The organism is Streptomyces sp. SAI-135, assembly GCF_029893805.1.
Taxonomy (GTDB): Bacteria; Actinomycetota; Actinomycetes; order Streptomycetales; family Streptomycetaceae; genus Streptomyces.
Genome location: NZ_JARXYP010000002.1, coordinates 6124006 through 6138357, shown reverse-complemented (window position 1 = coordinate 6138357; position 14352 = coordinate 6124006). Strand labels below are relative to the sequence as shown.

Annotated in this window: 15 protein-coding genes; 8 read left to right on the top strand and 7 right to left on the bottom strand. The window is 71.3% G+C overall.

The annotated features are described in order from the left end of the window. The first annotated feature begins 16 nt into the window (after positions 1–16). From M2163_RS32470 to M2163_RS32455, 4 genes are read left to right on the top strand one after another with little or no spacing between them, the layout of a single operon-like run. The gene (locus tag M2163_RS32470; RefSeq protein WP_280895743.1) at positions 17–427 is read left to right on the top strand and encodes an SH3 domain-containing protein; all 411 of its coding nucleotides are present in this window, start codon (positions 17–19) and stop codon (positions 425–427) included. 52 nt (positions 428–479) lie between these two features. Next, the gene (locus M2163_RS32465) at positions 480–1841 is read left to right on the top strand and encodes an FtsW/RodA/SpoVE family cell cycle protein (protein WP_280849349.1); all 1362 of its coding nucleotides are present in this window, start codon (positions 480–482) and stop codon (positions 1839–1841) included. Between the two features lie 17 nt (positions 1842–1858). Then, positions 1859–3322 carry a penicillin-binding transpeptidase domain-containing protein gene (locus tag M2163_RS32460; RefSeq protein WP_280854093.1) on the top strand — a complete coding sequence of 488 codons (1464 nt, stop codon included), beginning with the start codon at positions 1859–1861 and terminating at the stop codon, positions 3320–3322. 45 nt (positions 3323–3367) lie between these two features. After that, positions 3368–3874 carry a DUF3291 domain-containing protein gene (locus M2163_RS32455; protein WP_280849350.1) on the top strand — a complete coding sequence of 169 codons (507 nt, stop codon included), beginning with the start codon at positions 3368–3370 and terminating at the stop codon, positions 3872–3874. A 27-nt stretch (positions 3875–3901) separates the two neighbouring features. Here the strand turns inward: M2163_RS32455 and M2163_RS32450 are convergent, their stop codons facing one another. Next, complete coding sequence (locus M2163_RS32450) at positions 3902–4342, bottom strand: hypothetical protein (protein WP_280895742.1); 441 nt, start codon at positions 4340–4342, stop codon at positions 3902–3904. A gap of 4 nt (positions 4343–4346) precedes the next feature. Further along, positions 4347–5486, bottom strand: a complete 1140-nt coding sequence (locus M2163_RS32445) for a ferritin-like domain-containing protein (RefSeq protein WP_280895741.1) — start codon at positions 5484–5486, stop codon at positions 4347–4349. Between the two features lie 90 nt (positions 5487–5576). Here M2163_RS32445 and M2163_RS32440 point away from each other — a divergent pair, with 90 nt between their 5' ends. The 4 genes from M2163_RS32440 (at position 5577) to M2163_RS32425 (ending at position 8754) form a co-directional block, all read left to right on the top strand. Beyond that, positions 5577–6515 (top strand): diiron oxygenase, encoded by a 939-nt coding sequence (locus M2163_RS32440; RefSeq protein ID WP_280849353.1) that lies wholly within the window; start codon positions 5577–5579, stop codon positions 6513–6515. A gap of 122 nt (positions 6516–6637) precedes the next feature. Then, entirely contained in the window at positions 6638–7285 is a 648-nt protein-coding gene (locus tag M2163_RS32435; protein WP_280895740.1) for a TetR/AcrR family transcriptional regulator, read from the top strand. 10 nt (positions 7286–7295) lie between these two features. Continuing rightward, the gene (locus M2163_RS32430) at positions 7296–7580 is read left to right on the top strand and encodes a hypothetical protein (protein ID WP_280895739.1); all 285 of its coding nucleotides are present in this window, start codon (positions 7296–7298) and stop codon (positions 7578–7580) included. Positions 7581–7683: 103 nt separating this feature from the next. After that, complete coding sequence (locus tag M2163_RS32425; RefSeq protein ID WP_280895738.1) at positions 7684–8754, top strand: C40 family peptidase; 1071 nt, start codon at positions 7684–7686, stop codon at positions 8752–8754. On the opposite strand, the gene M2163_RS32420 is transcribed toward M2163_RS32425, so the two are convergent. The 5 genes from M2163_RS32420 to M2163_RS32400 are packed head-to-tail and all read right to left on the bottom strand — an operon-like array spanning position 8727 to position 14231. After that, positions 8727–9980 carry a styrene monooxygenase/indole monooxygenase family protein gene (locus M2163_RS32420; protein ID WP_280895737.1) on the bottom strand — a complete coding sequence of 418 codons (1254 nt, stop codon included), beginning with the start codon at positions 9978–9980 and terminating at the stop codon, positions 8727–8729. The genes M2163_RS32425 and M2163_RS32420 overlap by 28 nt on opposite strands. Positions 9981–10005: 25 nt before the next feature. Then, a complete protein-coding gene (locus M2163_RS32415; RefSeq protein WP_280849358.1) occupies positions 10006–10662 on the bottom strand; it encodes an ATP/GTP-binding protein in 657 nt (218 codons plus the stop codon). Further along, a complete protein-coding gene (locus tag M2163_RS32410) occupies positions 10643–11047 on the bottom strand; it encodes a DUF742 domain-containing protein (protein ID WP_280849359.1) in 405 nt (134 codons plus the stop codon). Before M2163_RS32410 ends, M2163_RS32415 begins: the two co-directional genes overlap by 20 nt. Continuing rightward, positions 11044–11541 carry a roadblock/LC7 domain-containing protein gene (locus tag M2163_RS32405; protein WP_280895736.1) on the bottom strand — a complete coding sequence of 166 codons (498 nt, stop codon included), beginning with the start codon at positions 11539–11541 and terminating at the stop codon, positions 11044–11046. The genes M2163_RS32410 and M2163_RS32405 overlap by 4 nt, the downstream gene beginning before the upstream one ends. Further along, positions 11538–14231: a nitrate- and nitrite sensing domain-containing protein gene (locus M2163_RS32400; RefSeq protein ID WP_280895735.1), complete on the bottom strand. Its 2694-nt coding sequence runs from the start codon at positions 14229–14231 to the stop codon at positions 11538–11540. Before M2163_RS32400 ends, M2163_RS32405 begins: the two co-directional genes overlap by 4 nt. Positions 14232–14352: the final 121 nt, after the last annotated feature.

Sequence of the window (14352 nt, the reverse complement as noted above, 5' to 3'; positions counted from 1 at the left end):
TCACGGAGGTCCCCCCATGTCCCTGCGCTCCCGTCTCCCCATAGCCGTCGCCGCCTGCGCCCTCGCCGTCACCGCCCTCGCCACGCCCGCCGTCGCCGGCGACGAGTGGGGCGACGACCCGCAGAGCGCCTCGGGGAACCACCAGAACCAGAGTCAGAACCAGAACCAGAATCAAAGCCAGAATCAGAACCAGCGCCTGGCCAGAGGTGTGGTGACGGCCAGTTCGCTGGCACTGCGCAGTGCGCCCAACCGGGGCGGGCAGATCATCCGGTGGGCCGAGCGGGGTGAGGTCGTCTCCATCTTCTGCCGGACCAACGGCCAGAGCGTCCAGGGCAACCGCCAGTGGTACCTCCTGACGGACGGCACCTGGGCCTGGGGCTCGGCCCGGTACATCAGGACCATCGGCACGGCGCCACGCTGGTGCTGACACCCCGCGCAAACTAAGCAGACATCACGTCCGATTTGGGTAAGTTCCGGACATGACCAAGGCCGGAACCACCGTGGCCCCCGCCGCCCCCTCCGTCCGCGCGGTACCCCTGCCCCGACGCCGTGGCATCGAACTGTCCCTCATCGTCCTCGCCGTCCTGCTGTCGGTGTACGGGTACTGCGCCGTCGGACTCGCCAGGAACGGCACCGTCCCGCCCGGCGCCGCCGGCTACGGCGCCGGGCTCGGTGTGCTCGCGCTCGTCGCCCATCTGGCGGTGCGGCTGAGGGCGCCGTACGCCGATCCGCTGCTGCTGCCCATCGGCGTGCTGCTCAACGGCCTGGGCCTGGTGCTGATCTACCGGCTCGACCTGGAGACGCCCGGCGACCACGCGGCCCCCACCCAGCTCGTGTGGTCCACCGTCGGGGTGGCCCTGTTCATCGTGGTCGTGCTGACGCTGCGCGACCACCGCGTGCTCCAGCGGTACTCCTACGTCTGTGTCGCCGCCGCGCTCGCCCTGCTGGTCCTGCCGATCCTGTTCCCCGCCGTGAACGGCGCCCGCATCTGGATCCGGATCGCCGGGTTCTCCATCCAGCCGGGCGAGTTCGCGAAGGTGCTCCTCGCGGTGTTCTTCGCCGCGTATCTCGCGACCAACCGGAACGCGCTGGCTTCCTCCGGACGGCGGTTCTGGGGGTTGCAGCTGCCCACCGGCCGGGTGCTGGGCCCGCTGCTCGCCATCTGGCTGATCAGCGTCGGAGTGCTGGTCCTGGAACGGGACCTCGGCACCTCGCTGCTGTTCTTCGGGCTGTTCGTCGTCCTGCTGTACGTCGCCACCGGGCTCACCGGCTGGATCGCGCTGGGCCTGCTGCTGGCCGTCGTCGGCGCCATCGCCGTGGGCTGGCTGGAACCGCATGTGCACAGCAGGGTGGAGGACTGGCTGCACCCGTTCGCGTCGATCGAGGCGGGCCAGGGACCGAACCAGCTCGCGCAGTCCCTGTTCGCCTTCGCGGCGGGCGGGATTCTCGGCACCGGGCTCGGGCTCGGCCACTCCGTCCTGATCGGCTTCGCCGTGAAGTCCGACTTCATCCTGGCGACGGCCGGCGAGGAGCTGGGCCTGGCCGGCCTGTCCGCGATCTTCCTGCTGTACGCCCTTCTCGTGGAGCGCGGCTACCGGGCGGGCCTCGCCCTGCTCGACCCCTTCGGGCGGCTCCTGGCGATCGGCCTCGCCTCGATCGTCGCGCTCCAGGTGTTCGTGATCGCGGGCGGGGTCGGCGGACTGATCCCGCTCACCGGCATGGCGATGCCGTTCCTCGCACAGGGCGGCTCGTCGGTCGTCACCAACTGGGCGATCGTCGCCCTGCTGATCCGGGTGAGCGACTCGGCCCGCGGCCCGTACGACGACAAGGAGACCCCGTGACCTCACGAGGCCCCGGCATGACCCGTTACATTCGGCACGCCGCCTGCTTCTGCGTCCTGCTGCTCGTGGCGCTCCTCGTCAACGCGGCCCGCGTCCAGGTCTTCCAGGCCCGCGTCCACGCCGAGAACCCGGCCAACCGGCGCGAGAACATCGCCCGTTACGGCCGGGAGCGCGGGGACATCCTGGTCGGCGGGCGGCCGGTCACCGGATCCCGGGACACCGGCGAGCAGCTGCGCTACGAACGGACCTACCGGGACGGGCCCTTGTACGCGCCGGTCACCGGCTTCGCCTCGCAGGAGTACGGCACGACCCTGCTGGAGCACGCCGAGGACGCGGTCCTGTCGGGCTCGGACCCGATGCTGACGCCGTTCCCGCTGTGGAACGACTTCACGCGCAGACGCGCCCCGGGCGGGGACGTCGTCACGACCCTCGACGCGGCCGCGCAGGAGGCGGCCTTCGACGGGCTGGACGGGCGCAAGGGCGCGGTGGCGGCGGTGGAGCCGGCGACGGGACGCATCCTCGCGCTGGTGTCCTCGCCGTCGTACGACCCGGGAGTGCTGTCGGGCAACAACGCCGGGGTGGGCCGCTCCTGGACGTGGCTCAACGCCAACCCGGACAAGCCGATGCTCAACCGGGCGGTGCGGCAGACCTATCCGCCGGGTTCGACGTTCAAGGTGGTCACCGCGGCGGCCGCGCTGGACGCCGGGGTGATCAAGGACGTGGACGCGCCGACCGACTCGCCGGCCCCGTACACCCTGCCCGGAACCACCACCTCGCTCAGCAACGAGTCCGAGGGCTGCGAGGACCTGTCCCTGCGGGAGGCCTTCCGGTGGTCGTGCAACACGGTGTTCGCGAAGCTCGGCGTGGACGTCGGAGTGGGTGACATGACGGCCACCGCGCACGCCTTCGGCTTCAACGACTACGCGCTGCGGATCCCCTTCTCGGTGGCCCGCAGCACGTTCGACCCGAACGTCGACCGGGCGCAGCTGGCCCTGTCGTCGATCGGGCAGTACAACACCCGTGCGACACCGCTCCAGATGGCGATGGTGTCGGCGGCCGTCGCCAACGGCGGGCAGATCCGCAGGCCCTATCTGGTGGAGCGGACCACGACGGCCGGCGGCACCGTCCTGTCCACGGCGGGCTCGCGTCCGGTACGGCAAGCGATGTACCCGGAGACGGCCGAGGTGCTGAAGGAGCTCATGACGCAGGTGGTGACCGAGGGCACCGGCACCAACGCGGCCATCCCCGGCGCGATCGTCGGCGGCAAGACCGGCACCGCCCAGCACGGCATCGGCAACGCCGGGACGCCCTACGCCTGGTTCGTGGCGTGGGCGCAGGGCGAGCGGGACGTGGAGCCCAAGGTCGCGGTGGCCGTGGTGGTGGAGGACGCGTCGGCGGTCCGCGGGGACATCACCGGGGGCGGGGTGGCGGCGCCGATCGCCCGGTCGGTGATGAAGGCCGTGCTCAACTCCAAGGAGTGAGACGGGGATTGAGAGCCGACGGGCCGCCTACCTAACGTTCGGTCCATGACTGACGCCACCGTGTACCGACTCGCCCAGGTGAACATCGGCCGTCTCAGGGCCCCGCTGGACTCCGCGCAGTTGAAGGACTTCGTCGACAACCTCGATCCCGTGAACGCCGACGCGGACGCGGCCGACGGTTTCGTCTGGCGGCTGGAGGGCGACTCCGGCGACGCCACGGACATCGCGGTCTTCGGCGACGAGTGGCTGATCATCAACATGTCGGTGTGGCGGGACGCCGAGGCGCTGACGGCGTACATGTACCAGGGCCGGCACCGCGAGATGCTCGCCCGCCGCAGGGAGTTCTTCGAACGGGTCCAGGAGGCGATGGTGGCCCTGTGGTGGGTCCCGGCCGGCCACCGCCCGACTGTCGCCGAGGCCGAGTCCCGTCTGCTGCACCTGCGCACCAACGGGCCGACCCCGTACGCCTTCACCCTGCGCACGCTGTTCCCCGCGGGCGCGGCCGCCCCGGTCGCCCTGAGTCTCCCGGACGACCTGGGCTGCTCGGTGTGACACCGTCCGGCCGCGCCCGCGGACCGGTCACAGCTCGCCGACGAACCATCCGCGCGACGCCGCCCAGCACAGTTCGTGCAGCAGGCCGTCGGTGCCACGGAAGACGACCCGCTGTTCACCCGCGACGGTGTACGCCGTGGGGTCGCCCGCCGCGGGGATGCCCTGCGCCGCCGCGTCCAGGTCACCGCGCCGCCAGCCGCCCGAGCCGGGGCTCCACCACAGCTCGTGCACCCGGTCGTCGGTGCCCCGGTAGACGACGTGCTGGCTGGCGCCCAGGAGGTACGCGGCCGGACTTCCCGCGGCCGGGACGCCGAGCGCCACCGTGCTCAGGTCGCCGAAACGCCAGCCGAGCGCCGGGGACCACCACCACTCGCGCAGGAAGGTGTCGGTACCGCGGTGGAAGACGTGCCGGTCGTCGCCGCGCGCGTAGGCCGCGGGACTGGCCGCCGCCGGAATTGCCGCGTGCACCGTCCTACTGAAGGGGTTCGCCGCGCCGAACCGGGTCCTCCGCGGTGCCGCCGGCCTCGATCGCCTCCCGCACCTCCGCGACCCGCTCCCGTTCCTCGGCCGCGAAGCGCTCGGCGTCCAGTTTCTCGGCGATCTCCTCGTCCTGGGTCATGAGGAGGTCGAGGCTGGAGTCGCCCATCTCGAAGACGCCCATGTCGACGTAGGCCTGCTGGAGGCGCTTGCCCCACAGGCCGATGTCCTTGACGCAGGGGACGATCCGGGAGAACAGCAGCCGGCGGAAGAGGGCGAGGAACTCGGACCGCTCGGCGTACTCCTCGGCCTCCGCCTTCGGGATGCCGAAGTTCTCCAGGACCTCGACTCCGCGCAGCCGGTCGCGCATCAGGTGGCAGCCCTCGATGACGAACTCCTCGCGTTCACGCAGTTCGGCGTCGGAGAGCTGCTGGTAGTAGTCCCGCAGCGCCATCCGGCCGAAGGCCACGTGCCGGGCCTCGTCCTGCATGACGTACGCGAGGATCTGCTTCGGCAGGGGCTTGTCGGTGGTGTCGCGGATCATGCCGAACGCGGCCAAGGCGAGACCCTCGATGAGGACCTGCATGCCGAGATAGGGCATGTCCCAGCGGGAGTCCCGCAGCGTGTCGCCCAGCAGGGACTGGAGGTTGTCGTTGATCGGGTACAGCATCCCGATCTTCTCGTGGAGGAAACGGCCGTAGATCTCCGCGTGCCGTGCCTCGTCCATCACCTGGGTCGCCGAGTAGAGCTTGGCGTCGAGGTCGGGCACGGACTCCACGATCCGCGCGGCGCACACCATCGCGCCCTGCTCGCCGTGCAGGAACTGGCTGAACTGCCAGGAGGCGAGGTGCTGACGGAGCGCCCCCTTGTCCTTCTCGGTGAACTTCGCCCAGTACTCGGTGCCGTAGACGGAGATGGACTCGTCGGGGGTGCCGAGGGGGTCGGCGGGATCGACTTCGAGGTCCCAGTCGATGCGCTTCTGCCCGTCCCACTGCTTGTCCTTGCCCTTCTGGTAGAGGGCGAGGAGGCGGTCGCGGCCGTCGTCGTACTCCCAGCTGAAACGGGCTGTGCCGGTGGCCGGTACCTGCCAGTGGGGGTCCCCGGGATCCGTGGTGTACAGGTCGAAAGTCGGCATGTCCCGCAGGCTGCCCCTTCGTAGACGCCGGGTCAACAAGTCGCGCGCAGGGGATTGACGGTCTTGCTGACAAGCAGTCTCATAAGAGCCATGACGAGTCTGACAGATGTCGACGCGCTCGAAGGGCTGCGTGACGCCCTCGGCCTGCTCAAGGACCGGGAGCAGGTCGCCGAGCGGCTGCTCGACTCCTCCGCCAAGCACTCCTTCGACCCGGACAAGGAACTGGACTGGGACGCGCCCTTCGAGGACGGCCTGTGGTACTGGCCGCCGGAGCTGGTGTCGCTGTACGACACCCCGATGTGGCGGCGGATGAGCGAGGAGCAGCGGATCCTGCTCTCGAAGCACGAGGCCGCGGCGCTGGCCTCGCTGGGGATCTGGTTCGAGATCATCCTCATGCAGCTGCTGTGCCGTCACATCTACGACAAGGCGGCCACGAGCGCGCATGTGCGGTACGCCCTCACCGAAATCGAGGACGAGTGCCGGCACTCGAAGATGTTCGCGCGGCTGATCACCCGGGGCGACACGCCCTGGTACCCGGTGAGCCGGACCCATCAGCAGCTCGGGCGGCTGTTCAAGACGATCTCCACGACACCGGGGTCGTTCACGGCGACGCTGCTCGGTGAGGAGATCCTCGACTGGATGCAGCGGCTGACGTTCCCGGACGAGCGGGTGCAGCCGCTGATCCGTGGGGTGACGCGGATCCACGTGGTGGAGGAGGCGCGGCACGTCCGTTACGCCCGGGAGGAGCTGCGGCGGCAGATGATCTCCGCTCCGCGGTGGTCGCAGGAGTTCACCCGGGTCACGTCCGGGGAGTTCGCGCGGGTGTTCTCCGTGGCCTTTGTGAACCCCGAGGTCTACACGAACGTCGGCCTGGACCAGCGGGAGGCGCTGGCACAGGTGAAGGCGAGCGGGCACCGGCGGGAAGTGATGCAGACGGGTGCGAAGCGGCTGACCGACTTCCTGGACGACATCGGAGTGCTCCGGGGGGTGGGGCGGCGGCTGTGGAAGTCGTCGGGGCTGCTGGCCTGACGGTCGTGCGCGGGCCGGTGGGTGAGAGCGGTCAGAGCCTGTCCGGCTGTACCCACCCGGGGGCGCGGGAACTGCTCGACCAGCCACGACGCGCCCGCGGACGGCCGACTACCCTGCAACCCATGACCCCATCCGCGCCCGCCTACCGGAGACTCGGCGTCGAGGAGCGCAGAAGCCAGCTGCTGGAGGCCGCCCTCGGCCTCTTCGCGCACCGCGCGCCCGAGGACGTCTCCCTCGACGACGTGGCGGAGGCGGCCGGGGTCTCCCGACCCCTCGTCTACCGGTACTTCCCCGGCGGCAAGCAGCAGCTCTACGAGGCCGCGCTCCGGTCCGCCGCCGACGAACTGGAGCAGTGCTTCGACGAACCCCGGGACGGCCCCCTCCTCATCCGCCTCTCCCGCGCCCTCGACCGCTATCTCGCCTTCGTCGACGAGCACGACGCCGGCTTCAGCGCCCTGCTCCAGGGCGGCAGCGTCGTCGAGACGTCCCGGACCACCGCCATCGTCGACGGCGTACGCCGGGCCGCCGCCGAGCACATCCTCCGCCACCTCGGCGTCACCGAGCCCGGCCTGCGGCTGCGCATGACCGTGCGGATGTGGATCACCGCGGTGGAGGCGGCCTCCCTGATCTGGCTCGACGAGGACAAGCAGCCCCCGGTCGGGGAACTGCGCGACTGGCTCGTCGACCAGTTCGTCGCCGTGCTCTCCGTGACCGCCAACCGCGACCCGCAGACCGCCGCGCTGGTCACGGCCCTCGCGGCGGATGCCTGAGACTGGTGCCGTGAAGAGCGAAGACACCCCCTTCGAGGGCGGGCCCATGGACGGCCGGGTGCTGCCCGTGCTGCTGGGACCGACCGGTCACCCGCCGAAGACGTACCGCATCCCCGTCCCCGACGCGGCCGGCGGCCCCGCCACCGTGCTGGTGTACCGCCGGGTGCCGAGGGGGCACAACAGGCTGGGGATCCAGAAGGGGTGGAAGTACTCCTACGACCCCGAGGGCAGGGCGGGCGACCGGCTGAGGTGGCCGTGGTCCAAGCCCGACAGGCCGGCTGACACCGACGGGTGACGAGGTTGCTCCGAACCGCCCACACCCGGCGCGCGCGCCCGCCCGAGCCGTCCGATGCTCGCCGTGCGGAACAGAGGGGCTGTTCCGCACGGGAGGTGATGACGTGTCAGGAAGGCTTCTGCGTCTGGTGTGTACGGCCGCGGTGGCGGTCGGCACCGCCCTCGCACCGGTGTCCGCGGCGGCCGCACCGCAGCCGGAGCCGCGCGAGCGTTCCGTCGCCGATCTGCTGACGGACCTTCAGCGGCTGTACCGGGAGGCCGAGGAGGCCACCGAGACCTACAACGCCACCGAGGAGAAGCTGAAGCGCAAGCGCGCCGAGCTGAACCGCCTGGACGCGGCGCTCGCAAGGGTCCGGCTCTCGCTGCGCGACAGCCGGGGTGCGGCGGGGCGGCTGGCCCGCCAGCAGTACCAGAGCAGCACCGACATCTCGCCGTACGTCCGCCTCCTGCTCGCCCGCGACCCCCAGCACGCTCTCGAACAGGGCCATGTCATCGGCCAGTTGTCGCGGGACCGGGCCAGGGCGGTGGGCCGGCTGACCGGCACCGAGCACCGCGCCGACGAACTGGCCCGCAAGGCCCGCAAGGCGCTCGACGAGCACCTCACGCTGGCCGCCCGGCAGAAGAAGGAACGGGACGCCGTACGCGGCAAACTGGCCGGCGTGGAGGAGCTCCTCGCCTCCCTCACCGCCGAACAGCTCACCGCGCTGGCCCGGTTCGAGGAGAAGGGCGTCGAGAAGGCCCAGCGGGAGCTGACGACGTCCGGCGCTCTGGGCGAGGACGCGCGCAAGCCGTCCACGCCGGGCGAGAGGGCCCTGCGGTACGCCCGACGGCAGCTCGACAAGCCGTACGAGTGGGGTGCGGAGGGTCCGCGGGCGTACGACTGCTCGGGGCTGACCTCGAAGGCGTGGGCCCGGGCCGGCACCCCGATCCCGCGGACCAGCCAGGAGCAGTGGGCCCGGCTGCCGCGGATCCCGCTGAAGGAGCTGCGCCCGGGTGATCTGGTCCTGTACTACCCCAAGGCCACGCACGTGGCGCTGTACGTGGGGAACGGCGAGGTCATCGAGGCGCCGAGGACGGGCGAGAGGATCAGGGTGTCCCCGATCGCGGCCCACCCGCTCCTCGGTGCCGTGCGTCCGGACGGTGCGGGTCAGGCCCCGGCCACCGAGGCCAGGTAGGCCCCCGCCTTCTCCGGGTCGTAGAAGAAGTTCTCGAAGTCGGCCGGGTTGTCGAAGCCGTTGGCGAAACGGTCCGCCACCGGCTGCAGCTGGCCGGCCGCCCCGATCAGGTTCAGGATGTGCTCCGGCGGCGGCGCGAGCATGGCGTTCGTCCACTTGGTGACGTGCTGGGCGGTGGCCCAGTACCGCTCGAACGTCCCGCGCATCCACTCCTCGTCGAACTCCTTCTCCCCGCGCTCCAGGATCGAGGCGAGGTAGGAGGCCGCGCACTTGGACGCGGAGTTGGAGCCCTGCCCGGTGATCGGGTCGTTGGCGACGACGACGTCGGCCACGCCCAGGACCGCTCCCCCACCGGGCAGGCGGCCTATCGGGGTGCGCACGGTGGGAGCGTAGCGGCCGGCCAGCGTGCCGCCGGCGTCCGTGAGCTCGACGTTCGTGGCGCGCGCGTACTCCCAGGGCAGGAACTTCTCCATGAGTTCCAGGGTCAGGGAGAGGTGCTGCGCCGGGTCCTTCACGCCGTTGAAGACGTCGAGCGGGCCGCCGGGCACGCCCTCCCAGAACAGGATGTCGGCGCGCCCGGAGGTGGTGAGCGTCGGCATCACGAACAGTTCGCCGACGCCGGGGACGAGGTTGCAGCGGACGGCCTCGGTGTCCGGGTGCTCGGGACGCGGGCCCAGACCGTGGACGTAGGAGACGGCGAGGGCGCGCTGCGGCTCGCTGTACGGGGAGCGCTCGGGGTCCCTCGCGAACATGGAGACCAGCTCGCCCTTGCCGGCCGAGACCAGCACGAGGTCGTACGTACGGGAGAAGTAGTCGAGGTCGCCGACCGCCGCGCCGTGGATGACGAGCTGGCCGCCGCGCTGGGCGAAGGTCTCCATCCAGCCGGCCATCTTGACCCGCTGGTCGACCGACTGCGCGTACCCGTCGAGGTGTCCCAGCCAGTCGATCGCGCGCTGCGAGGGCCCCGGGTCGAAGGAGCCGGGGGCCGCCACCGAGACGCCGAGCCCCTCGATCTTCGGGGCCTGGGACTCCCAGAAGTTCAGCTGGAGATCGCGCTCGTGCTGGAGTGCCGTGTGGAACATGCACTGCGTCGACATGACCCGGCCGGAACGGATCTCGTCCGCCGTCCGGTTGGACATCAGGGTGACCTCGTACCCGTGCGACTGGAGGCCGAGGGCGAGCTGGAGGCCGGACTGGCCGGCTCCGACGACGAGTATCTTCCGCATGCGGGTGCTGGCTCCTAAACGTGGACTACTCGGGGGTCTCGTCCAGCGCGTGGCCGACGAGGGACAACAGGGTCTCGATGACCGAGATCTTCCGCCGCGCGTCCATGATCATGACAGGTATGCGCCGGGGGATGCTGAGCGCCTCCCGCACGTCCTCCGGCTCGAACAGCTCGCTGCCGTCGAAGTGGTTGACCGCGACGACGTACGGCAGCCCGCAGCTCTCGAAGTAGTCGAGCGCAGGGAAGGAGTCCTTGAGGCGGCGGGTGTCCGCCAGGACGACGGCGCCTATCGCGCCCCGCACCAGGTCATCCCACATGAACCAGAACCGCTCCTGGCCCGGCGTGCCGAACAGGTACAGCACCAGGTCGTCGTCGAGCGTGATGCGGCCGTAGTCCATGGCCACGGTGGTGGTGACCTTCTCCGGGGTGCCGGAGAGGTCGTCGACCTGTTCGCTGGCCTCGGTCATCAGCGCCTCCGTCTGGAGGGGCTCGATCTCGGAGACGGTGCCGACCAGGGTGGTCTTGCCGACGCCGAAGCCGCCGGCCACGACTATCTTCGTGGCGATGGGGGCCCGGGTGCGGTCCGTCTGCCAGGACTTGAGGTCGTCGTCGGTCTCGACGTCGACGAACGGGGTGACGCCGAGGCCCCGGGAGGCGGCGGCGTCAGAGACGACGGAGTCCACTCAGCACCCTTTCCAGCAGAGCGCGGTCGGGACGGCCCGTGCCATGACCGGTCCCGGTGCCGTACACACGGATCTTTCCCTGGTCCGCGAGGTCGCTGAGGAGCACCCGGACCACGCCGAGCGGCATCTTCAGCAGCGCGGCGATCTCGGCCACCGTGCGCATCCGGCGGCACAGTTCGACGATGGCCCGCAGCTCCGGCATGACCGACTTCAGCGAGCCGTTGGTGAGCTCCTTGCGCTCCTCGGGGGCCTCCAGGGCCGCCACGAAGGTCTCCACGAGGAGGACGTGGCCGAAGCGGGTGCGGCCGCCGGTGAGCGAGTACGGCCGCACCCGGGCGGGTTTGCGGTCGCCGCCGCGGACCGGGAGCTCGGGCCTGTTCGTCATCGGGCGCTCCCGTCGTTCTCCAGCGACTGGCGCAGCTCGCTGCGGAGTTCGGGGGTCAGGACGTGGCCCGCGCGGCCGACGAACAGGGCCATGTGGTACGCGACGACGCTCATGTCGCAGTCCGCGGAGCCGTGCACACCGAGCAGCGAACCGTCGCTGATCGACATCACGAACAGGCTGCCCTCGTCCATCGCGATCATGGTGTGCTTCGTGGTGCCGAAGTCCATGAGCTTGGCGGCGCCGAGGGTGAGGCTGCCGATGCCGGAGACGATGGTCGCGAGGTCGGCGGACGAGCCGCGCGGGCCGGCGGGCTTCCCGTCCCTGGCCTCTCGTGCCTCCGCGTTGCGCTCGGCGTCGGAGGAGAGCAGGAGCAGGCCGTCGGAGGAGACCACGGCGACGGACTGGACGCCGGGTACCTCCTCCACGAGGTTGGTCAGCAGGAAGTGGAGATTGCGGGCTTCACGACTCAGTCCGAAGGTACTGGGCGCGGTCAACTGCTTGCCTCCTCGGCTGTGCCCCCCGTGGCTTCTTCGGATGCGGTGCGGTGTTCTGCGGTCGGCAGTTTGGTCTCGCCGGTGTGTTCCTTGATCTCCGCCTCCACGTCGCGGTAGCCGGCCTCCGCCCCCCGGCGGAAGCCGCCCAGCCGGCGGCGGAGTGCGTCGGCGTCCACAGAAGCGTTGCGCCGGCGCGGGGCCGGGGCGGTGGGCGCGGTGATCTTGGGTGTGCGCTTGGGGAGGCCCTTGTCGGTGACGGGCTCCTCGTCGGCGCGGGTGTGCTCGGTCTCGGCCTCGGCCTCGGCCTCGGCCTCCTGCGCCTGGGGCTCCTCCGGTACGGGCTCGGGCTCCGGCTCCGGTTGTGCCGGTACCGGTGCCAGCAGCTCCATCGTCGTCTCGGCCGGGGACTCCGCCGCCTGCTCGCGTACGGCCTGCTCGGCCAGCGTCACCAGCGGGTCGCCCTGCGAACGGCCGTTCAGGACATTGGAGTTGGCCTCCGCGTTCGCGCCCGGCAGGGAGAAGGAGTGGGTGGTGCCGGTGACCGGGCCGTCGGCGGCCGGCACGGCGGACGTGGGCGCGGCGGTGAACAGCGGCTTGGGGAGGACCACCACCGCGGCCACACCCCCCTGCTTCTGCTCGCGCAGCTGCACGCGGACACCGTGCCGGTGGGCGAGCCGGGCCACCACGTACAGGCCGAGGCCCAGACCCTCGTCGCCCTCGTCGTACGACTCGTAGGCGGCCTCGGGGTCGAACTCGGCGAGGCGGGAGTTGAGGGTGGTCATCCGCTCGGCGGTCATGCCGATGCCCTCGTCCTGGACGGAGAGCATGACCTCGCCGCTCTCCAGGAGCCAGCCGGAGACCTCGACGGGCAGGTCGGGCGGGGAGAACGAGGTGGCGTTCTCCATCAGTTCGGCCAGCAGGTGCGAGAGGTCGTCCGCGGCGAAGCCGACCACGTGGGCGTGCGGCGGCAGGGCGGCGATCCGGACGCGCTCGTAGCGCTCGATCTCGCTGACCGCGGCGCGGACGACGTCGACCAGCGGGACCGGGTTCGCGCTCTGCTGCACGTGTTCCGTGCCGGCGAGGACGAGGAGGTTCTCGCTGTGGCGGCGCATGACCGTGGCGAAGTGGTCGAGCTTGAAGAGGGTCGCGAGGCGCTCGGGGTCCTGCTCGCGCTCCTCCAGGCTCTCGATGACGGCGAGTTGCCGCTCGACGAGGCCGAGGGTGCGCAGCGCCAGGTTGACGAAGGTGGCGCCGATGGTGGTGCGCAGCCGCTCCAACTGGGCGGCCGACTCGGCGAGTTCCGCCTTGAGCTGTTCGCGGGCGTCGGCCATCTTCTGGCGCTGGCCGACCAGGTGCTTGCGGTCGGACTCCAGGGTGGCGATCCGCTCGGCGAGCCCGGCCGCGTGCGCGTGCAGGGTGTTGACGGAGCGGACGACCTGGGCGAACTCGTCGTTGCGGCCGGTGAAGGAGACCGCTTCCTCGGTCGTGGGGTCCTCGGCCCCGGCGAGCCGGGCCGAGCCGCGGCGCAGCACGGACAGGGGGCGGGTGAGGGTACGGGCCATGGCGGTGCTGATGCCCACGGCCAGCAGCATCAGGGCGCCGAGTATCGCGACCCGCAGCTCCAGCGCGGTGACGTCGTCGTCGCGGAGCTGGGCGAGTGCCTTGACCCTGCGGTCGAAGAGCGCCGACTCGGCACCGCGCATGAGGTCGACGCGGGCGGAGAGGGCGGCATCGAGCTTGGCGGTGCCGGTGCTCAGCTCACCCGCGGACAGGGTGGGCCGGTCGGTGAGGGCGGCGAGGTACTTGTCGGCGGAGTTGACCTCGGGGCCGGTGACCGTGGAGTCGTAGCCCGCCTTGGCGGTGGCGGGCGCGGAGTCGCGGAAGTCGGCGAGAGCCGCGTCGGAGCGCAGCCGGGCCTGCTGGGCGGCGGCGCTGAGCGCGTCGCGCTGGGCGGCGTCGGCCTTGGAGGAGACCTTCTCGGTGTTCGTCAGGCCGGTGATCGGGTCGTAGACGCTGCGGGTCGTCGTGGGCACGCTGAGCGCCGCGAGCAGCAGTCCCCGGGTGGCGGCGGCCTGCTGCACGGCGGAGTCCAGCTCGGCGAGGGAGTACGCACCGGAGCCGGCGCGGGCCGGCGTCTTCTCGGCCAGTTCCTCGGCGAGGCGGTGCAGTTCGGTGATGGCGGCGGAGTACGCGTTGTGCGTCTCCAGGGCGGTGGTCCTGCCGGTGAGCGCGGAGCGGCGGACGGCGGCGATGTCGTCGAGGTCGGCGCGCAGGGTGGCGGACAGGTCGCTGTCGGCGCGCAGTTCCTCGGCCTGGCGGTCCACGCGGGCGCTCGACTGCTCGCCGGGCGCCTTCGCCCTGGGCCGTCCGGCGGCGATGTACGAGGTGACCTCGTCGCGTTCGTCGGCGAGCGCGTGGGCGAGGTCGAGGGCGTCCTGGGTCTGCTCGGCGAGCGTCACCAGGTCCTGGGAGTCGTGGAGGTCGCCCGAGGCGGTGACGAGGGAGGGGGCGCCGGCCCCGGCGATCGCGGCGGCCACGACGGCGACGGCCAGAATCAGCCGGGTGCGGACGTGGGTGGGGCGGCCCTTGCCGACGGGAGTCCCGGGGGCGCCGGGCGTGGCGGCTGTGCGCTCCGCGCCGTTGCCGGAGGCCGTCTGCTTGCCTGTGCGACGAGGCCGCGTCTTCTGCACCGCTGCTCGCATTCCTGAACTCGTGATACCCATGGGCCCGGGGTGACGCTCAGTCAACTGGTGTACACACCGGGGTACGGTTCCCGACCCTCCCAGCGCCGGTGGTCGGTGGCCGCGCATC